Source organism: Polaribacter sp. KT25b, assembly GCF_900105145.1.
GTDB lineage: Bacteria > Bacteroidota > Bacteroidia > Flavobacteriales > Flavobacteriaceae > Polaribacter.
On record NZ_LT629752.1, the window covers coordinates 2,820,714 to 2,842,848 of the forward strand.

General features: G+C 33.2%; 17 protein-coding genes. 2 read left to right on the top strand and 15 right to left on the bottom strand.

The features are described 5' to 3' along the window. Positions 1 to 44 precede the first annotated feature (44 nt). From gmd to BLT70_RS12155, 9 genes are all read right to left on the bottom strand, one after another. On the bottom strand, positions 45 to 1,211 hold the full coding sequence (gene gmd / locus BLT70_RS12115) for a GDP-mannose 4,6-dehydratase (protein ID WP_091894764.1): 1,167 nt from the start codon (positions 1,209 to 1,211) through the stop codon (positions 45 to 47). Between the two features lie 91 nt (positions 1,212 to 1,302). Next, complete coding sequence (locus BLT70_RS12120) at positions 1,303 to 1,698, bottom strand: four helix bundle protein (RefSeq protein WP_197678364.1); 396 nt, start codon at positions 1,696 to 1,698, stop codon at positions 1,303 to 1,305. 169 nt (positions 1,699 to 1,867) lie between these two features. Continuing rightward, a complete protein-coding gene (locus BLT70_RS12125; RefSeq protein WP_091894768.1) occupies positions 1,868 to 2,818 on the bottom strand; it encodes a GDP-L-fucose synthase in 951 nt (316 codons plus the stop codon). A gap of 8 nt (positions 2,819 to 2,826) precedes the next feature. Then, the gene (locus tag BLT70_RS12130; protein ID WP_091894770.1) at positions 2,827 to 3,261 is read right to left on the bottom strand and encodes an adenylyltransferase/cytidyltransferase family protein; all 435 of its coding nucleotides are present in this window, start codon (positions 3,259 to 3,261) and stop codon (positions 2,827 to 2,829) included. 5 nt (positions 3,262 to 3,266) lie between these two features. Next, on the bottom strand, positions 3,267 to 3,692 hold the full coding sequence (locus BLT70_RS12135) for an adenylyltransferase/cytidyltransferase family protein (RefSeq protein ID WP_091894772.1): 426 nt from the start codon (positions 3,690 to 3,692) through the stop codon (positions 3,267 to 3,269). A 44-nt stretch (positions 3,693 to 3,736) separates the two neighbouring features. After that, complete coding sequence (locus tag BLT70_RS12140) at positions 3,737 to 4,669, bottom strand: Gfo/Idh/MocA family protein (protein ID WP_091894774.1); 933 nt, start codon at positions 4,667 to 4,669, stop codon at positions 3,737 to 3,739. A gap of 285 nt (positions 4,670 to 4,954) precedes the next feature. Continuing rightward, the gene (locus BLT70_RS12145; RefSeq protein WP_091894776.1) at positions 4,955 to 5,299 is read right to left on the bottom strand and encodes a four helix bundle protein; all 345 of its coding nucleotides are present in this window, start codon (positions 5,297 to 5,299) and stop codon (positions 4,955 to 4,957) included. A gap of 186 nt (positions 5,300 to 5,485) precedes the next feature. Next, positions 5,486 to 6,763, bottom strand: coding sequence for a nucleotide sugar dehydrogenase (locus tag BLT70_RS12150; RefSeq protein ID WP_091894778.1), 1,278 nt, complete (start codon positions 6,761 to 6,763; stop codon positions 5,486 to 5,488). 1,418 nt (positions 6,764 to 8,181) lie between these two features. Next, positions 8,182 to 8,565, bottom strand: a complete 384-nt coding sequence (locus tag BLT70_RS12155; RefSeq protein ID WP_091894780.1) for an HU family DNA-binding protein — start codon at positions 8,563 to 8,565, stop codon at positions 8,182 to 8,184. 625 nt (positions 8,566 to 9,190) lie between these two features. Here BLT70_RS12155 and BLT70_RS12160 point away from each other — a divergent pair. Next, positions 9,191 to 10,105, top strand: coding sequence for a phosphatase PAP2 family protein (locus tag BLT70_RS12160; RefSeq protein WP_091894782.1), 915 nt, complete (start codon positions 9,191 to 9,193; stop codon positions 10,103 to 10,105). A 499-nt stretch (positions 10,106 to 10,604) separates the two neighbouring features. Here the strand turns inward: BLT70_RS12160 and BLT70_RS12165 are convergent, their stop codons facing one another. The 6 genes from BLT70_RS12165 to BLT70_RS12190 form a co-directional block, all read right to left on the bottom strand. Next, complete coding sequence (locus BLT70_RS12165; RefSeq protein ID WP_091894784.1) at positions 10,605 to 12,068, bottom strand: glutamate synthase subunit beta; 1,464 nt, start codon at positions 12,066 to 12,068, stop codon at positions 10,605 to 10,607. A 4-nt stretch (positions 12,069 to 12,072) separates the two neighbouring features. Next, positions 12,073 to 16,584 (bottom strand): glutamate synthase large subunit, encoded by a 4,512-nt coding sequence (gene gltB, locus BLT70_RS12170; RefSeq protein WP_091894786.1) that lies wholly within the window; start codon positions 16,582 to 16,584, stop codon positions 12,073 to 12,075. A gap of 221 nt (positions 16,585 to 16,805) precedes the next feature. Continuing rightward, a complete protein-coding gene (locus tag BLT70_RS12175) occupies positions 16,806 to 18,047 on the bottom strand; it encodes an ammonium transporter (protein ID WP_091894788.1) in 1,242 nt (413 codons plus the stop codon). Positions 18,048 to 18,066: 19 nt separating this feature from the next. After that, the gene (locus tag BLT70_RS12180; RefSeq protein ID WP_091894790.1) at positions 18,067 to 18,405 is read right to left on the bottom strand and encodes a P-II family nitrogen regulator; all 339 of its coding nucleotides are present in this window, start codon (positions 18,403 to 18,405) and stop codon (positions 18,067 to 18,069) included. Positions 18,406 to 18,538: 133 nt separating this feature from the next. Further along, positions 18,539 to 19,828: an ammonium transporter gene (locus tag BLT70_RS12185; protein ID WP_091894791.1), complete on the bottom strand. Its 1,290-nt coding sequence runs from the start codon at positions 19,826 to 19,828 to the stop codon at positions 18,539 to 18,541. A gap of 43 nt (positions 19,829 to 19,871) precedes the next feature. Next, entirely contained in the window at positions 19,872 to 20,867 is a 996-nt protein-coding gene (locus BLT70_RS12190) for an outer membrane beta-barrel protein (protein WP_091894793.1), read from the bottom strand. A 271-nt stretch (positions 20,868 to 21,138) separates the two neighbouring features. On the opposite strand from BLT70_RS12190, the gene BLT70_RS12195 reads away from it, so the two are divergent. Next, a complete protein-coding gene (locus tag BLT70_RS12195) occupies positions 21,139 to 21,921 on the top strand; it encodes a tRNA pseudouridine(38-40) synthase TruA (RefSeq protein ID WP_091894795.1) in 783 nt (260 codons plus the stop codon). Positions 21,922 to 22,135: the final 214 nt, after the last annotated feature.

Sequence of the window (22,135 nt, forward strand, 5' to 3'; positions counted from 1 at the left end):
TTTGTCTTTTTATTTGAAAATAATGTATTGTACTAACCAATCTTTTACTCTGCTTGTTTCAAAATCTCATGACCCGCTTTTAACAAATCAACATCTTTTTTCATAATCGCAACATCACCCTGCATCATATCTTTTACCAAAGAAGCCAAATCATGTTCTGGCACCCAGCCTAATTTTTCTTTAGCTTTTGTTGGGTCTCCAATTAATAAATCTACTTCTGTTGGGCGGAAATAGGTAGGATCTACAGACAACACTTCTTTTCCTATGACTAAATCGATATTCGATGTTCGTTGATCGATGTTCGTAGCAGCCGTGTATATTTCGTGATTGATACTCTTAATGTATGCTTTTTCATCAACGCCCTCTCCTTTAAACTCTACTTCGATCCCTACTTCACTAAAAGCCATACGTACAAAGTCTCTTACAGTAGTCGTTACTCCTGTGGCAATTACCCAATCTTCTGCAACGTCCGCTTGTAAAATCATCCACATCATACGTACATAATCCTTAGCATGCCCCCAGTCACGTTTTGCTTCTAGGTTTCCTAAAAATACTTTTTCTTGCAATCCTAAGGCAATTTTAGCTACAGCACGTGTAATTTTACGGGTTACAAAAGTCTCCCCTCTTCTTGGTGATTCATGATTAAATAACAAACCATTACATGCAAACATATTATAAGCTTCACGATAATTTTTGGTAATCCAAAATCCGTATATCTTTGCTACCCCATAAGGAGAACGTGGGTACAATGGAGAATTCTCATCGTAAAAACCTCTTTCATTTTTATTTTCTGGCATCCCTCCAAATAACTCTGAAGTAGAAGCTTGGTAAATTCTTGTTTTCTTTTCTAAACCTAAGATACGAACAGCTTCTAAGATACGTAACGTTCCTAAACCATCTACATTACCTACATACTCAGGTGTATCAAAAGAAACCGCCACGTGGCTCATTGCTCCTAAATTATAAATCTCATCAGGCTGACATTCTTGGATAATTCTTGTTAGATTCATTGAATCTGTTAAGTCTCCATAATGCAATTTTAATCGTTGGTTTGGATCGTGAGGATCTTGGTATAAATGATCGATTCTATTGGTATTAAACAATGATGATCTTCTTTTTACACCATGTACTTCATACCCTTTTTCTAATAACAATTCAGCTAAATAAGATCCGTCTTGTCCTGTAATTCCTGTAATTAATGCTACTTTCATAGTTGTTCGTTGTTAAACGGTTAATTGTTTAGGTGGTTAAAAGTTTAATTGTTAAAAAACTTAGTAGCACCCCATAACAGATACCTTTTAATTAATTCAATTTCTTCTTTAATGTATTTGTATTTCTCAGTTGGTATTTATATAATGCATTTAACTTACTTAAAATACCATCTAATTTGATTCTCGTTTGTTCATATTCATCTTTTTGTATATAGTGCAAGTCTAATGCAGTATTTAGATGATCTATAATTTCCAAACCAGAAGCATAAGAGATATTTGTAAAATGCGCTTGGTCAAAATTTGAAGATCTACCAGAGCCCTCAGCTAAATTAGCTGAAATACTCGCAGATGCCCTATTCATTTGACTTATTAAATCAAAACGTTCCTCTTTTGGAAATAATGAACTCATTTTCTTTATGTCTATTTTAAATTTGCGTGCCGCTTGATATACATCTAGTTTCTCAAATGAATATATTTTATAGCTCAAACTTATTTTTTTTATTGATTACTTGCTTGGTTAGCTGGTTAATTGGTTAGTTGGTTAATTGTTTAACCGGTTAGTTGGTTAGTTGGTTAAAATAAAACATCTAAACTCCTACCCCCTAAATCCTAAGCACTTAAACCTCTAAACACATAAACCCTAAACACATCACATCCTACATCTTCACTTCTTTAAAATTCTCTATATTCTCCAAAAACCAAGCATACGTCTGCTCAATTCCTTCTTTTAATTCAGTGGAATACTGCCAACCGATATCTTTCATTTTAGAAACATCCATTAATTTTCTTGGAGTTCCGTCTGGTTTTTCGGCATCCCAAACAATTTGTCCTTGATGGCCTGTTACTTTCTGGATGGTTTCTGCCAATTCTTTAATGGTAATATCTTTACCAGAACCTACATTGTATAAATACTCTGGCAATTCGTTTTCTAACGCATACACTACGGCTTCTGCCATGTCGTCTACAAACAGAAACTCCCGCATTGGCGTACCGCTACCCCACAAAACAACATCCGAGTTATTATTCTCTTTTGCTTCATGAAATTTGCGAATCATTGCCGGTAAAACATGTGAAGTTTGTAAGTCAAAATTATCAAAATGCCCATACAAATTGGTAGGCATTAAGCTTACATAATCTTTATTAAATTGTTTTCTAATGGCCTGGCATGCTTTTACACCCGTTATTTTTGCAAGCGCATACCACTCATTGGTAGGCTCTAAAGAATCTGTTAATAAATATTCTTCTTTTAGAGGTTGTGGTGCAAACTTAGGATAGATGCAAGAACTTCCAAGAAAGATAAATTTTTCAATCCCTGCTTTTAAAGAACTATCAATTAAATTATTTTGGATTTGCATATTTTCCATCAAAAATTGATATGGAAAATCATTATTTGCTAAGATTCCGCCAACTCTAGCCGCAGCATCAATAACAACTGCTGGTTTTTCTTTTTCTAAAAAAGCAACCACTGCTACTTGATCTTTTAAATCTAACTCTTTACTAGTTTTACCTACTAAATTGGTATATCCTTTTTTTTCTAACACTCTCCATACGGCAGACCCCACCATACCTCTGTGACCTGCTATATAAATTTTGGTATTGGTATCCATAAAAAGTACTACTTGCTTTTTTTACTATTTGCGTTTTCTTTTTCTTGTACTTCTTTACGTAAACCGCTACTAGAAAAACGATGTTCTCTCTTATTGTAAAAAAGCTCAATGCCCGATTGCTCACAATATTCACGACCAGTAAAAGGTTTGTGTGCATATTCATCTCCAACAATACGAACATCAATTTTAAAAGAACGCAATACATCTTCTAAATCTTGCTCTGTTGCATAGGGTACAATCTCATCTACATACTTACACCCTTTTAGTTGAATGTATCGCTCTACTACCGATTGAATAGGTCTATTTTTTTCTGGGCGATCTAAAGTTGGGTCTGTTTGTAAACCGCAAATTAAATAATCGCACTCTGCTTTCGCATCTTCTAACATTTTTACATGCCCTGCATGAAACAAATCAAAGGCACTAAAAGTGATTCCTACTTTCATAAAATTTATTGTTTATTTAATAGCCAAGAAGAAGATTGTATCTTATCTCCTAAACCATCGATTAATTCAATGTTTAATTCTTTACAAATAGGTGCTTCTGGAATTGAGTTGTTATCCTGATCACCACCGTTTGCAAAACCTAAGTCGAATTCTTCTCCATAGGTTTCAAAAATAGTACGAATAGACTCGCGTACAGTCCTATCTTTATCTACAGAAATAATAGCCTTGTCTACAGCCTTAATATTCTGTACAATAAACAAACGTTCTTCTTCTTTCTGGAATTCTTTAGAGCCTTTTAGTCCTCTTTGTAAATCGTTATTCACAATCACAAATAATTCGTCTGCTAATGCTTTGGCATTATTAAAGTATTCTAAATGCCCTTTGTGGATTGGATTGAAGTATCCTGATACAATAATCGCTTTTCTTTTCATAATGGGGATTCAATTTTTATTTTTACAAATATAGAATTTATTATTTAACTACAAAAAGGATGTTTTTCCCCTTTTGTTATTATTGTGTTATTTCTAATATTTTGAGCTATTTTTATTGATTCCTTAGCATCGACCAATCCAAAACCCTCGCCTTTAAGGATTTGTAAATAGCTCTTGGTATGTAATTCTGTAAACCCTGTACTAAACTCCAATTCTTCGCCATTTATGGTGATAGATCTAAAGGTTCTTTGCCCTAGTTCTTGAATCCTAACAGGCAAAGAATTTTCATCAATAGATAAAAACCAACGTACACGCGCTTTTTCAAATTCTAAATATCCAGCCGACTTATCTTTTTCTCTTAAATGCACCTTATTTTCTTGTATATCACCAAATAACCATGCTAACATATCAAAAAAATGAATCCCTATATTCGTAGCAATTCCGCCAGATTTACTAAGGTCTCCTTTCCATGAAATATCATACCATTTCCCTCGGGAAGTTATATACGTTAAATCTACATCATATTTTGTATGAGAGGTATCGGCTTCAATTTTTTTCTTTAAAGCAATAATACTTGGATGCAATCTTAATTGCAATATAGTATGTATTTTTTTTCCGGATTCTTTTTCAATATCCATCAAGGCATCTACGTTCCACGGATTCAAAACCAATGGTTTCTCGCAAATGGCATCTGCACCACTTCTTAGCGCCATTCTAATATGGGCATCATGCAAATAATTAGGCGTACAAATACTTACATAATCTAACTGCGTTCCGTTGCGTCGTAACTTTTCGATATGCCGATCAAAACGCTCAAATTCTACAAAGAAATCTGCTTTCGGAAAATAACTATCCATAATCCCAACACTGTCAAATTTATCAAGTGCCGCAATTAAAGTATTATTGGTGTCTTTGATGGCTTTTAAATGTCTAGGAGCGATATAACCTGCAGCTCCTATTAAAGCAAAATTTTTCATTCTTTGTTTTTTTTTATTCGTTATTCGATGATCGTTGATCGTTTTTCGTTGTTCGTTACTCGATTTCCGATATTCGATAGTCGTTGTTCGATGAACGATAAACGGTGGACGATTGTCGTTTCTCGTGTTTCGTTGTTCGTGTTTCGTTGATCGATTTCCGATATTCGATAGTCGCTGGTCATTGCTCGTGTTTCGTTGTTCGTTACTCGATTTCCGATATTCGTTGTTCGGTGAACGAAAAACGTTGAACGATAATCGATGGACGAAAATCGGCAAACGAAAATCCTACTTCAACGATTTTATTAATTTATACAACATCATTTTAATTCTTGTACATAAAGTATTCAATTCATTATACTCTTCATTTGAAATATAGCTTAAATCTCTAGCTAAGAACAATTGATAATTTGCTTCTTCTAAAGATCCTTTTGCAATATATAAAAACTGAATAAATTCTTTTTTATATTGTCTTCCTTGTCCTTCAATTATATTTGTCGGAACACTACTTGAACTTCTTCTTACTTGACTTGTTAAACCATATAGTTCTGAAGATGGAAACTTTTTAGAAACCACATAGACCTCTAAAGTTAACTGATGCGCCAATTTCCATACCTCAAGTTTGCATTCCATGTTTTATTCGATATTCGTTATTCGATGGTCGATTTTCGTTGTTTGTTGCTCGTTATTCATTGTCCGAGGGCCATTAATTAATTCGCAATAGACGAAAAACGATGAACGGTAATCGATGAACGAATTTCATTGTTCGCGGCTCGTTGCTCGTTGGACGAGAATCGAAAAACGGTAAACGAAAATCGCCTACAAACTTTTATCCTTAATCGCTAAAAAATTCTTGATATCATATACTACAGCAGCCTCTTTCTTTAATCGTACTACATCAATATCTTTAAAATCTTTGTGCGCAACGGCTAATACAACAGCTTCATATTTTTTAGCATACATATCTTCGATTAAATCGATTTCATACTCAGCTTTTACCTCTTCCTTTTTAGCCCAAGAGTCATAAATATCTACTTGAACTCCATAACTTTTTAAAGAGCGATATAAATCAATCACTTTTGTATTTCTGATATCCGGACAGTTTTCTTTAAAAGTGATGCCTAAAATTAACACATTGGCACCTTTTACTTTTACCTCTTTATCAATCATCAGCTTTACCACTTCGGATGCAATATGCGCCCCCATACTATCATTTAATCGCCTTCCCGAAAGAATAATTTCTGGATAATAGCCAAATTGTTGTGCTTTTTGTGCCAAATAAAAAGGATCTACACCAATACAATGTCCACCTACTAAACCAGGTTTAAAAGGAAGGAAATTCCATTTTGTAGCTGCTGCTTCTAAAACTTCATTGGTATTAATATTCATCAAACTAAAAATCTTAGCCAATTCATTTACAAAAGCAATATTGATATCTCTCTGACAGTTTTCGATGATTTTTGAGGCTTCAGCAACTTTAATAGAAGGCGCTAAATGCGTGCCGGCTTTAATCACTGATTGATACAATGCATCTACTTTTTTTGCCGTTTCATCCGTAGAACCAGAGGTTACTTTTAAAATATTTTCAACAGTTCTTATTTTATCTCCGGGACTAATTCTTTCTGGAGAATAGCCCACAAAAAAATCTTTGTTAAACACAAGTCCTGACTCCTTTTCTAAAACCGGAATACAATCTTCTTCTGTAGCTCCTGGATACACCGTTGATTCGTAAATAACGATATCCTCTTTTTTTAAATAAGTAGCAATGGTTTTACTAGCACTTAATAAAGGTTTTAAAACTGGTTGATTATTTTTATCTACGGATGTAGGCACGGTAACAATATAATAATTACAGTCTTTTAAATAAGTAGGATCCGCCGTAATAAACAGTCCTTTTTCTTTGCTGTAGGTATCAGAAATCACTTCTTGTAGCAACTCATTTGCTACTTCCTGTGTAGCATCTATTCCTTTTTTTAAGTCAGCAACTCTATGGATATTGATATCAAAACCAACAACAGCATACTTGGTTGCAAAAAGCCTCGCCAATGGCAAACCCACATAACCAAGACCGATAATCGCAATTTTTACAGTACTCATGAATACGAAATATTTACAGTGAGCGAAGTTACAAAAAAGGTTTTTTATGAAGTGTAATAATTCATTTTTTAAAATGAATCACGACAAGAAACTAGAATCCACTCATCTTAACAACAAACAACAATTAAAACTACTCGTCATTGCGAAAGAGGCACGATTGAAGCAATCTCATTACTGTATTTTCACAACATTATAATATAATAAAAGTAAAAAAATTGCTTTGCTTCGTTCCTCGCAACTCCTCGCAAAGACGGTAAACAAGTTTGTTTATAAATGATTAAAAAACTTCTGTAACAGCAAAAACAAACAACGATTGAAGCTACTCGTCATTGCGAAAGAGGCACGATTGAAGCAATCTCATTATTGTATTTTCATAACATTATAATACAACAAAAGTAAAAAGATTGCTATGCTTCGTTCCACGCAACTCCTCGCAAATACTTGTAGATTTAATTCAATAACAAGAATTCAACCCCAACATACTTTTATTTTTAAATTAAATCCCAATTGTCATTGAGAAAGAGCAAGGTACGAGCGACGAGAAATCTAATAATTTAGTTTTAATGATAATGAGATTCCGCAATCGCTAAAAAGCTCATTTCGGAATGACACGCTAACATACTAACACGCTAACAAGTCCCAATGTCATTTCGACAGAGCGAGGCACTAGCGACGAGAAATCTAATAATTTAGTTATAATGATAATGAGATTCGGCAATCCCTAAAAAGCTCATTTCGGAATGATCTGCTAACACGTTAACAACTCCCGATGTCATTTCGACAAAGTGAAGATATGAGCGACGAAAAATCTAATAATTTAGTTTTAATGATAATGAGATTCCGCAATCGCTAAAAAGCTCATTTGGGAATGACGCTTTAGTTTGTAAATTAAATCTGATTATCATTGCGAAAGCTTGTTGCGATAAAAGAAGCAAACTTGATTGAAGCAATCTCATTATGATGTTCCTATAAAATCCATTCTTTTCAATAGAAAAAATACTTGTGATGTATTCATTAAAAACACGAAAATCTACTTGATATTTCTTAAAAAAAGAGCCTAAATTAACTATTTTTTGAAGGTTTTTGGTTGATTTTTAGCAAAAAAAAGCAATAATTACATGAAAAACTAGGTGAAAAACAGGTTTTTTTGATAAAAAAAGAGCTCAAATTTGGACTTTTTTGCTTTAAAAAGTAATGAAAAAAAATAAAAAAGGGTTAAAAAAAAGAAAGGAGCACCTTTTTAAAAGTATCAAAAGTCTTTTGCAACGCGCTAAATACTTTTTATAAAAAGTAACGATACTTTTCATGAAAAGTATCGTTACTTTTAAAAACTCAATAGGGCGAGTTTTTAGAAAATTTGCTAAAAAAAAGAAAAAAATGGAGAGTCTAACTATTGTTAAACTCCCCATTATACTTGTTTACAACGAACTATGTGTAAACTCTACATTCTGCAACATCTTACGCAAAAGCTTGTCTGGCCTAAAGTTAATATGTGATTTTTTCACCAAATTAACAGTAACTTCTTCTGGAGTTGCCACCCCTTCCGAACGTACGCCAATTTGAAAAGCTCCCAATTTATCTAACTTTACAATTTTGCCTTGCTCAAGTTCGTCTATAACATTGTGCATGAGCGAGATTAAAACTGCATAACAATCTGCCTCTCGTACCGTACTTTGATGTGAAACCAAATATGCCAATCTTTCTAAATCGGTTGTACCTGTTGCAATTGCTTGTGCATAAAATTTATTATCCGCTAATCGGTCCTGCGGATTTGGACGTTCAGTTGTTTTAACTTTAACCATAATGGTGTGTTTTAAAAATTTAAAAAAAAAAATTATAACCTTTGTTTAATGAGACGGTTATACAACATCTCTACCAACGCTTTTATTGCTCTATGTATCAAAAACACCCAGCCATTCACGATTTCGAATAGTTAAACAGTAAGCAACAAGTGCTTAACGGAGCTCATAAACATAAAATTAAGTCATAACCCTACCTTGGCAGTCTTGGTGGACTGCGATAAAAAATTATACATTTTTTTTTGGTAAGTTTTAAGAAGTATTGTAATTTTGAAGTCTGAAATCAAAACAAACACTTCTTAAAGTGTTACCGTTTTATAAAAAGGTCTTAAAGCACCAACTTTAAGGCTTTTTTTATTATTACAAAGATACAACCTTCTTTTATATTTAAAACAAGCATTTTATATGAAGTTATCAACAGTTTACACGTGTATTGCGTTAATAACTTTAGACTATTGATGTGTATTTCATTTTTTTAAAAGAAATGTCTTAAAATGCTTTAAATTGCCTTGTTAATAATTTAACATTACTACACTAACACTTTACAAGAGTTCTGCAAGTAGTTTTAACAGGTGCATCATTTTGATTTTTAATTGTATTTTTGGCTTAAATTTATAAACTACTTACAATGAAACTGTTTTTAATATCCATTTTACTGTGTATCTCTGTAGCTGTTTTTTCTCAAAATCAACAGAATACAAAGAATCATTTTCAAACTGCTGGCTATGTGATTAAAACAAGTTTCAATACCATTCCCAGTGATTTTGCTTTTTTAGGAAAGGAATTTTCTGATGATTGGAAAAAAACAGGTTATTATGCCGCGGGTATTTTAGGATTGTTTGCCACGGATAAAATTACCACAAAAGCCTATCACAAGCATATTGAACCTAATATAGATTACAGCTTACCAACCATCACTCCTAATTTTCTAAGAAGTTCAAAAAATGTCTGGATTAATGGCGAAAACTCCTACCTCACTTACCCAATCATAGGGATCTATGTGGGCTCTTTATTTGCGAACCAAGAAAAAGGACAGTTTGCGGCCATCAATTCCTTAAAAGCAATTGCCTATTCTACCATTATAACACAATTTACCTTAAAAACGATTTTTGGTAGAAACAGACCCAATAGACCTTTAGGTACAGAACCAGCAAACAAACCTTTTACAAATAATAATTGGGACTTTTTTAATGGTAGAGACGAATACTTATATGGTAGCGCAAGAGGAACTAGCTTACCTTCTATGCACGCCACAGGATACTTTGCAATCGCCAAAGTAATTCAAATGGAGTTTGATAATTATTGGATTCCTTATAGTATTATGGGAATTACTTTTTTATCTGATATAAAATCTCATGAGCATTGGGTAAGCGATATGGTTGTTGGCGGACTTTTAGGTACATTAATTGGTCGCTCTATTGTAAGAAGTAGCTGGAAAGCAAGAGGTATTATAGACAGATCTAAACAAGGGAGAATTTCTTTTAACTATACACCTCGATTCTCATCCGAATTCACCGGAATTCAAATTGTTGGTACTTTTTAAACAATACATTACACTTTCTTGTCCATCGTTTTTCGTTTTTCGTCCATCATTGCTCGTTCTTCGTTATTTGTTTTCGTACATAGAATAACGGTAACAAAGAACGATTAAGGCTACTTTGCGAAAGAGGCACGATTGAAGCAATCTCATTATAGTAATTTCACAACATTATTTATACCAAAAATAAAAAGATTGCTTCGCTCCTCGCAAAGACAGTTATATTGATGGATTATTTTATTCTTGTCAGCCACGAGAGTATTCTTTACTATTGAGTGATAAGGTTGACTGCTATTTACGTGAAGGATAGCAATGAAAAGCCCACAGTGAGGTACGAACGAGGACTTGCAATGGATAGCCTGACCATTTTTACTCTAAATGTTTGTTTTAGAAAACGTACTTATTTAAAAATGGGCACGCCCAAAAAACATTTCAGCGATTATTTAAAAACAAAAAACTCATCAATATGTAAATTGATGAGTTTTATATATAGTTTTAAATGTGTTTACATAGCAACTAAATCGCCTGTAACATCTTTGGTTGGTAATTCTGATTTACCCATTAAGTATAGATCTACTTGACGCGCCGCTTCTCTACCTTCTGAAATTGCCCAAACAATTAAAGATTGTCCTCTGCGCATATCACCAGCAGTAAATATATTTTTTACATTGGTTTGATATTTGCCGTAATCTGCTTTATAATTAGAACGAGCATCTGTTTTTATACCTAATTTATCTGCTAAATTGCTTTCAGGACCTGTAAAACCTAAAGCCAATAAAGCTAAATTACAAGGCCACGTTTTTTCTGTACCCGCAATTTCTATTAATTGTGGTCTTTCACCAGGAACCATTTTCCACTCTACATTAACGGTTTTTAAAGCAGTTAATTTTCCGTTTTCATCTTTCACAAACTCTTTGGTATTAATTAACCAATTACGTTCTACTCCTTCTTTATGAGATGATGAAGTTTTTAATTGCAACGGCCAAAAAGGCCAAGGAGTTGTTGGCGAACGATGGCCTGGAGGTTTTGGCATAATCTCAAAATTTACCACAGATTTTGCACCGTGTCTGTTTGAAGTACCAATACAATCTGAACCTGTATCTCCACCACCAATTACGATTACATCTTTATCAGTCGCTAAAACTTGATCTTTAACTTCTTTACCAAATACTACTTTTGTTTGCTGGGTTAAGAAATCCATTGCCTGCACTACTCCATCAGCATCAATACCAGGAGTTGGCAAACTACGTCTCTCTGTTGCACCACCACATAAAACAATACTATCAAAAGCTTTTAACTCTTTAACGTCATAATTTACACCAACGTTAATATTGGTCTTAAATACAATTCCTTCTGCTTTTAATATTGCTACTCTACGGTCAATAATTCCTTTTTCCATTTTAAAATTAGGAATTCCGTAACGCAACAAACCACCAACCTCATCATCTCTTTCAAAAACCGTTACTGTATGACCTGCTCTATTTAATTGCTGAGCAGCTGCCAGACCTGCCGGACCAGAACCAACTACGGCAATAGTTTTTCCTGTTCTATTTTTTGGAGGCTGTGGTTTAATCCAACCTTCTTTAAAAGCACGTTCAACAATATTTTTTTCGATGTTTTCTATAGAAACTGGGTCTTCTATTATACCTAATACACATGATTTTTCACATGGTGCAGGACATAAACGACCTGTAAATTCTGGAAAATTATTTGTTGAATGCAATAACCATGATGCCTTTTGCCATTCACCTTGATGCACCATGTGATTGAAATCTGGAATTAGATTTCCTAACGGGCAACCACTATGACAAAACGGAATTCCACAATCCATGCAACGAGAACCCTGTTTCGTTATTTCTTTTTCTGAAAGAGGAACTGTAAATTCTTTATAATCTTTTACACGGTCTTTTACAGAAGTGTATGTTTCATCTTGTCTTTCAAATTCTTTAAATCCTGTTACTTTTCCCATGACATTATGCTATTGTTAATTCTTCAAACATTGGTTCTTCTGTTTCTAAACGTTTTAGTGCTTTTTTGTATTCAGTTGGCATCACTTTTACAAAGTTTTTTAAACTTGCGTCCCAATCCGCCAACAATGCAGCACCTTTTTTACTATCCGTATATAAAACGTGTTTTTGTATTGTTGATTTTAATTCGGCAGCAACTTCATCAGAAATAGGTTCAAATTCAATAGTTTCTGTATTACACAGTCCATTTACAAATTTGTTATCTGGATCATATACATACGCAATTCCTCCACTCATACCAGCTGCAAAATTTCTTCCTGTTTTTCCTAAAACAACAACTTTACCACCTGTCATATATTCGCAACAATGATCTCCTACACCTTCTACAACTGCTGTTGCACCAGAATTACGAACCGCAAAACGTTCACCTGCAATTCCGTTTATATAAGCTTGCCCCGCTACAGCTCCAAACATACAAACATTACCAACAATGATATTATTTTCTGCTAAAAAGTCTGCTTTAGCTGGTTTTTTAATGATTAATTTTGCTCCTGATAAACCTTTTCCTAAATAATCATTCGTATTTCCTTCAAGCGTAAAAGTTAATCCATGTGCACCAAAAGCTCCAAAACTTTGCCCTGCAGAACCTGTAAAGTTGATATTTAAAGTATCTTCTGGTAAACCTAAATGACCGTAAATCTTAGAAATTTCATTACTAACAATTGCACCAACAGTTCTATTTGTGTTTTTTATAGGGTACACTAAATTCATTTTCTCTTTTCTATATAAAGCTCTATGTGAATCTTTTAATATAGTAAAGTCTATTACGTTTTCTAAATTATGATCTTGTTTTTCAGTATTTTTAACAGTCATGCTCTTATAAGCAGTTGGTCTATGTAAAATACTAGATAAATCTAAACCTTTGGCTTTATAATGTTTAATAGCATGATTTGCATTAATTTTATGCGTTTGCCCCACCATTTCTGCTAATGTTCTAAAACCTAGTTGCGCCATAATCTGCCTTAATTCTTCTGCTATATAGTAGAAAAAGTTAATAACATGTTCTGGTGTTCCTTTAAAGTTTTTACGCAACTCTTTATCTTGCGTAGCAATACCAACCGGACACGTATTTAAATGACATTTACGCATCATAATACAACCAGAAGCTACTAAAGGAGCTGTTGCAAAACCAAACTCTTCTGCACCTAATAAAGCTGCTATTGCAACATCTCTACCCGTTTTTAATTGACCATCACATTCTACAACAATTCTACTTCTTAAGTTATTTAAAACCAAAGTTTGTTGCGCTTCTGCCAAACCAAGTTCCCAAGGTAAACCTGCATGTTTTAATGATGTTAAAGGAGAAGCTCCTGTTCCACCATCATAACCCGCAATTAAAACAACATCTGCTTTTGCTTTGGCAACACCAGCTGCAATTGTACCTACACCAACTTCTGAAACTAATTTTACATTAATTCTTGCTTCTCGGTTAGCATTTTTTAAATCGAAAATTAATTGTGCTAAATCTTCAATAGAATAAATATCATGATGAGGCGGCGGAGAAATCAATCCTACAAAAGGCGTTGAGTTTCTTGCAGAAGCAATCCAAGGTAAAACTTTAGCACCAGGTAATTGACCACCTTCTCCAGGCTTAGCACCTTGTGCCATTTTTATTTGAATTTCTTGAGCATTTGTTAAATAATGAGAAGTTACCCCAAAACGACCAGATGCTACTTGTTTAATAGCAGAGTTTCTACTATCTCCATTGATATCTTTTTGAAAACGTTTTCTATCTTCACCACCTTCTCCAGAATTAGATTTACCACCAATTCTGTTCATGGCAATTGCTAAGTTTTCATGTGCTTCTCTAGAAATTGACCCATAAGACATTGCACCTGTTTTAAAACGTTTTACAATATCCGTCCAAGGTTCTACTTCTTCTATAGGAATTGGATCTAAATTATCAAACTGAAACAACCCACGAATGGTCATTAAACTTTCTGACTGTTCGTTTATTGCTTTCGAATACACATCATAACTAGCTTGATCGCTTAATCTTACTGCTTGCTGTAATTTTGCAACCGTAGTTGGATTAAATAAATGACGCTCTGCATTTCTTCTCCATCTATAATCTCCTCCAATATTTAATGCTAAATTTTGATCTATATGTTTATCTGGATATGCTTGCTTGTATCGTTGATCGATTTCTTTTTCAATTTCATACAAACCAATACCTTCAATTCTAGAAGCTGTATATGGAAAATATTTTTCTACAAATTGTGAGTTGAATCCAACAATTTCGAATATTTGTGAACCCCTATAAGAGTGTAATGTAGAGATTCCTATTTTATTCATTACTTTTAAGATTCCTTTTCCAATTGCTTTGTTAAAGTTATCAACCGCTCCTTGCTCATCCATACCTGTAATGAAGCCTTCTTTAACTTGCATTCTGATAATTTCGTTTACCATATATGGATTAACAGCACTTGCGCCATAACCAAATAAAGTTGCAAAATGATGTGGTTCTCGTGGTTCTGCAGATTCTATAATAATATCGAAATGAGAACGCTTACGTAAACGATTTAACTGATGATTTACAAAAGAACATGCAAGTAAAGCAGGGATAGGGGCAAGCTCTTGGTTTACACCTCTATCCGAAAGAATAATAATGTTATTCTTTTGTTCTAGTGCTTTTTCTACTTGTAAAACAATAGCGTCTAAAGCATCTTCAAGACCATTTAATCCTTTTGCTTTTGGATATAAAATTTGAATCGTTTCTGCTTTAAAACTTTCAATATCTATCGATCTAATTTTTTCTAAATCTGCATTAGAAATTACAGGATTCTGAATCCTTAATTTTCTACATTGTCGATCTGTAATGCTAAAAATATTTCTATCTTTTCCTAAATTTAAGCTGATGTCAGTTACAATTTCTTCACGAATTCCATCTAAAGGCGGGTTGGTAACTTGTGCAAATAATTGCTTAAAATAATTTGAGATTAATTGAGGTCTGTCTGATAAAACTGCTAAAGGAGTATCAATTCCCATAGAACCTAAAGCTTCTTTACCCACTATTGCCATTGGTGTAATTACCTCTTGAATATCTTCAAAAGTATAATTAAATAAACGTTGACGTGTTTTTACATCAATCGTTTCTATAGGACAAGTTTCGCCGGTATAAGGAACATCTTTTAAATGTAAACGAGATTTACTTAACCATTCTTGATAAGGTCTTTCTGAAACAATTTTACTTTTTATTTCTTCATCCTCAATAATTCTTCCTTTATTCATATCAACCAAGAACATTTTTCCTGGCTCTAATCTTCCATGCTCTTTTATATCCGCAGGATCAATATCTACAACACCAATTTCTGATGACATGATTAACTTCCCACTCTTGGTAACAGTATATCTTGATGGTCTTAAACCATTTCTATCTAATAAAGCACCAATGTAGTCTCCATCTGTAAAAGGTACAGAAGCAGGACCATCCCAAGGCTCCATAATACAACCATTATATTCGTAAAATGCTTTACGAGATGCAGACATCGTTTTATGTTTTTCCCAAGCTTCAGGTATCATCATCATCATAATTTCTGGTAATGAACGACCTGTATGCGTCAATAATTCAACAACCATGTCCATGGAAGCTGAATCTGATTTTCCTGGTAAAATAATTGGAAATAATTTATCTATTTGCGGACCAAAAACATCACTTTTCATGATTTCTTCACGTACACGCATTCTACTTACATTACCTCTTAATGTGTTAATTTCTCCATTCTGACACATGTGTCTAAACGGTTGTGCTAACTCCCAAGTTGGCATTGTATTGGTAGAAAAACGTTGATGCACTAAAGCCAAACGTGTAACTAAATCTATTTCTTGTAAATCTTTATAATAAGGACCAATATCTTCAGGCATAATAATACCTTTATATATAATGGTTGTTATTGATAAACTTGGAACATAAAAATACATAGATTCAGAAATCTTAGATTTTCTGATGGTATGTTCTGCTATTTTTCTTGCAGCATAAAGTTTCGCTTTAAAAGTAGCCTCACTAATTTCTGAAGTTTTACCAATAAATAACTGCTCTATATTTGGTTCTGAAGCTAAAGCAATTTCACCTAATTGATACGAATCAACAGGCACTTCTCGCCATCCTAAAACAGCAAGTCCTTGTTCTTTTATTTCATTTTCAAAAGTTTTTTTACAATAATCATATTGATTAGAAACTTTTGGAAGAAAAACCATTCCTACCGCATATTCTCTTTGTTCTGGAATAGGAAAATCACAAACTCTTTTAAAATAATCATGAGGAATATCTATTAAAATACCAGCTCCATCTCCTGTCTTTCCATCGGCACTAACACCACCTCTATGCTCTAGTTTTACTAAAATTTCTAGTGCGTCGTGTATAATTTGATTTGTTTTTTCACCATTCAAATTACAAATAAAACCTGCCCCACAATTCTCGTGTTCGAACTCTGGTAAATACAATCCTTGTTTCTCCATATGATATTCAATTATATTTACAAATCTATGTTTTTTGTTGAATATAATTCAATATTTACAGTTCTTTAATATAACTTTTACGATGAAAATAAAATTATTGTACTAAAAACTTATTTATGACAATTTATTGAGATTTAATTGTGATATTCATAAAAAGAAGAAATACACCTTTAAAATAATAACTTTAAAGGTGTATTTTGTTTAAAATAGTAACTTAACGACTAATGTTCGTTTAATCTAAAGTCTGGATACGCATCCATTCCATGCTCATGAGCATCTAATCCTTCTAGCTCTTCTTTTTCATCAACTCTTATCCCCATTGTTTTCTTAAGAGTAAAAATAATAATGAAAGAAGTTGTTACACAAAATATTGCATAAGAACCAACACCAATTAACTGACTTATAAATTGATCTACACTTGCTAAATTTCCAAAAATACCAACTGCTAAAGTTCCCCAAATTCCACAAATTAAATGAACAGCAATTGCACCAACAGGATCGTCTAATTTTAATTTATCAACCAAACTAATTGCAAAAACAATTAAAGTTCCGGCAATACCACCAATTAAAATTGCATCCGTTGGCGACATTTGATCTGCTCCAGCTGTAATACCAACCAATCCACCAAGTATACCATTTAAGAACATGGTTAAATCTAGATTTTTATACATTATTGTTGACACCAATGCAGCCAAAACCCCACCTGCTGCTGCTGCTAAACAAGTAGTAACCAATGTTAAAGAAGTAAGCGTTGGATCTGCAGATAAAACAGATCCACCATTAAAACCAAACCAACCTAACCAAAGTATTAAAACACCTGCGGTTGCTAACGGAATATTATGACCAGGAATTGCCTGCGGCTTGCCATCTTTAAATTTACCAATACGAGCACCTAACAAACAAACCGCTACTACAGCTGCCCATCCACCAACAGAATGCACCAATGTAGAACCTGCAAAATCGTAAAATGGTGTAGATAATTGATCTAAAAAACCACCACCCCATTTCCAAGATCCTGCTATTGGATACACAAATCCAACATAAACAATTGCAAAAATCATAAAAGGTAAAATTTTCATTCTTTCTGCAACCGCACCAGAAACTATTGTTGCAGCAGTTGCAGCAAACATCCCTTGAAACAAGAAATCTGTCCAATATGTATACCCTTCATTGTATGCTAAATCTAAAGCACCAGTATCTGTAAGCGGAGAAGACAACCCAAAACCAGCAAATCCAAAAAACCCTGAAGATCCTTCTCCAAAACCAGGATACATTAAATTAAAGCCTACTAAACAATACAATAGTAAACCAATAGTAATAATAAATATGTTTTTAAATAATATGTTTAATGTGTTTTTTTGCCTTGTTAATCCTATCTCTAAAAATGCAAAACCTAAATGCATAAAGAAAACCAAAGCTGTACAGATCATCATCCATACATTATTTATTGTAAGTAATTCCATAATTTAATTTTGTAATCGTTTAATTTAAAGTTGCTCCACCTTTTTCACCAGTCCTAATTCTATAAGCTTCATTTACATCACTTACAAAGATTTTCCCATCACCAACTTCTCCTGTAGAAGCTGCATCAATAATAGTTTTTACTGTAATTTCTTCGTAATCATCATTAACAACAATTGCAAGATGCCTTCTTTGAATATCGCTTGTACTGTAACTTACACCTCTATAAACATGCCCTTCTTTTTCATTTCCAATACCGGTAACATCCCAATAGGAAAAGAAGTTAACACCTATACTATGCAAAGCGTCTTTTACAGCTCTAAATTTTGATTTTCTGATAATTGCTTCAATTTTTTTCATGATAAAAATTTGTTTGTTAGTTTTAAAATTTCTGTAAAATAATAAAAATTTATTTTACGCAAGAAAATCACACAACTCACTAAAAGTTGTGTGATTTAAAATAAATAATAACTAAACTATTTCTTTAATACTATTATTTGTCTTCAAGCTCTCTTTGTCTTACACCTGGATAAGCAATAGAACCATGCTCTGAAATATCTAATCCTTCTATTTCAACTTCTTTAGTTACACGTAATCCCATAGTAGCTTTTAAGATTCCAAGAACAATAAAAGATAACCCAACTGCCCAAGCAGCATAAGCTAAAACTCCTGTTGCTTGTACACCTAATTGAGAAGCTCCACCACCATTGAATAATCCAATAGCTGTATCGCCATCAACCCCCCAAAGACCGATAACTAAAGTACCCCAAGCACCAGCAACACCGTGAACTGAAGCTGCACCAATAGCATCATCAATTTTTAATTTCTTTTCGATAAATTCAATTGCAAATACTACAAGAATACCACCAATTAAACCTGCAAGTACAGCACCTCCAGCAGTCATGTTTCCACAACCAGCAGTAATACTTACTAAACCAGCTAAACAACCGTTTAATGTTTGAGATAAGTTTGGTTTACCGTACCAAATCCATGTAGTAATTAATGCTCCTAAACCACCTGCAGCAGCAGATAAGTTTGTAATTAATACTACATTTGAAGCTGCAGTAGAATCAGCGCCACCCCAAGCTAATTGAGATCCACCATTAAAACCAAACCAACCAAACCATAAGATAAATACACCTAAAGTTGCTAATATTTGATTATGACCTGCAATAGGTAATACTTTTCCATCTACAAATTTCCCAATTCTTGGTCCTACCATGAAAGCAGCAACTAAAGCAGCCCATCCACCAACAGAGTGTACAATTGAAGAACCTGCAAAATCGATGAAGCCCATTTCTGTTAACCAACCACTACCTTGCCATTGCCACCCACCAGAAATTGGATAAATTACAGCAGTCATTACGATAGAGAAGATTATATATGTTGAATATTTTGTTCTACCTGCAATTGCACCAGATACGATAGTTGCAGTTGTTGCAGCAAACATAGTTTGGAAGAATAAATCTGCCCCCTCACCTTGAAATAAACCACTCCAGAAGAACCATCCGTTAGAAGTATCACCATACATTAAAGAGTAACCAACTAACCAAAATGTTAATGATCCTACACAAATGTCTAGTAAGTTTTTCATTGCGATGTTTACCGCATTTTTAGATCTTGTCATACCAGATTCTACTAATGTAAAACCAGCTTGCATTAAGAATACTAAGATACCTGCAATTAGCATCCAAAGCATTCCCATATCTGCGTTTATTTGTTCAACAGCTTTCGCTACTTCTTCTGTTGGAGTGTCTTGTAATAGTGTTAAGAATAAACTCATATTTATAAAATTTTAGTTAGTAATTGTTTTGTTAGTCTTTTTCTTAGAAAGAATATACTGCAGCAATAGTTAAAGTAGAAGTACTTTTTTCAGCAGGAAAAGCTTCAATAATATAATCGTCAGAAGAATCAAATCTTAAATCTGTTATAAGCTTTAAGTTACTTGTTAAGTTCATATTAGATGTTAAAGTAAACGCAGTTACACTACTATCTACACCAGCTGTAGTACTTGTAAACAATTCAGGTCTTAATCCTAAAGCAAATTTATCAGAAAAAGTGTTTTGTAAGTATAAAGCTACACCAGAATAACCAGCATCTTCATCACTTGAATCTGCGTAAGCAGCATTTATTCCTAAAAAGAAAGTATCTGATAAATCAAAACCACCTGTATAATCTAAAAACATCCAATCTGTTGCACCACCTGCACTAACAGCTCCTGTAATAAAGTTTAAATATTGACCTTTATATCCTATTTGAGCTCCAAATTGAGTATCATCAGTAAAATTACCATCATCACTAGCAATACCATGTGCATTTGTCAAAGCTAACATAAAAGATAAATCATCAGAAACAGCATAATCTGCCTTAATACCAGTATGAGAAAATGGCCCTGCATTAAATAAGTAAGAAACTGTATAGTTAAAGTTAGCTGAAGGGTTGATAACTTCATATCCTAAAAATGTATTAAACTGTCCTGCAGTAAGCGTTAATTTATCACTTACATTGTAGTAAGCATATAATTGATTAATAGCACCTGCCATATTAGCATCATCTGCTCTTGGTCCAAAAGCTATATCTGCAACAACACCAGCTTTCCCTTTTTCGTAAGCAAAAACTGTATTTGCAAAACCTAAACCAAATGCATTCGCATTTTCTGGAGCTGCAATTAATATACCAGGAGTTCCTGCATCTTTTGTAAAATTAGTAGTTCCGTATACATCTACAGTTCCACTTAATGTAAAAGTTCCAGCATCTTCTTTTTCTTGCGCGTTTATCACTAAACTGCTCGCTACTAATAAAGTTAAAATAATTTTTTTCATAATTAAAGTTCTTTTAGTTTTTATTGTTTTTGTTGTTTGAACATGTCAAATGTATATATTTAATTTAAACTAGCAAGGGGGTGAATTCTCAAAAAGAACCTATTTAGACAACATACCCTCAAAAAAATAGGGGTTAATTTATTATAAGTGTATTTTTTAGTTTTTGAAGGGTGCAAAATATCGAGTTTGTAAAAAACTAGCATATTATTTTAGGATATTCATAAAAATGCACTTTTTTTGAAAAAAAATGTAATTATTATACCTTTGTCTTATGAAATACGCACATTCTTACTTAGTTAAAATACAGTTCCTAGGGTTTCGATTTTCGGGCTGGCAAAAGCAAAAAAACGCTAAAACACTACATCAAATGGTAGACAAGACATTAAGCTTTGTTTTTGAGGATGTTAATTATAAGACCATTGGAATTGGCAGAACCGACGCTAAAGTTTCGGCCAACTCTTACTATGTGCAATTGTTTACAGATTCGCTAATAAATGAGCCTTTTTTTATGAATTCTATAAATTCCAACTTTTCTGCTGACTTTAAAGCGATTTCTATAACTAAAGTAGCAACAAATTTTAATATTATTAAAGCTTCTAAACTAAAAGAATATCATTATTACTTTTCCTTTGGAGATAAAAACCATCCTTTTGCAGCTCCTTTTATTACTAATATTGATAAAAACCTACATATTGATACAATGACAAAAGGTGCAAAACTATTTGAAGGTGAGCATTATTTTCATAAATACTGCACAAAACCTTCTGATACAACTATTTTTAAAAGATGTATTGATTCTTGCGAAATCGTTGAAAATGATATTTTAACCGCAAACTTCTTTCCTAAGAAGTCTTATATATTAAAGGTAAAAGGAAAAGGTTTTTTACGTTATCAGATTCGCTTAATGATGGCAACATTGTTTGAATTAGGTAAAGGAAATTTAGATTTAGATTTTATTACATCTTCTTTAAAAGAAGATAATGACAGAAAATCTTTAAGAAATATTGCTCCTGCTTCTAGTTTACAATTATATGATATTGAATTAGAATTTTAGTAAAACTATTGTATTACAAATAACTAACCACATAGCTACATAAAAAACATAGATTCATAACAGTTTACTTAAAACCATTAAAGCTAACTACATATTTACATAAAGAATAAAGACTTCCGTTTTATAGGAACATTAATTTAATGGGTTAACGTTATAAATTTTACGAAGACCTATTTGCATGAGCGATAGAAATGGCATCCTTTTTTGCTGATTT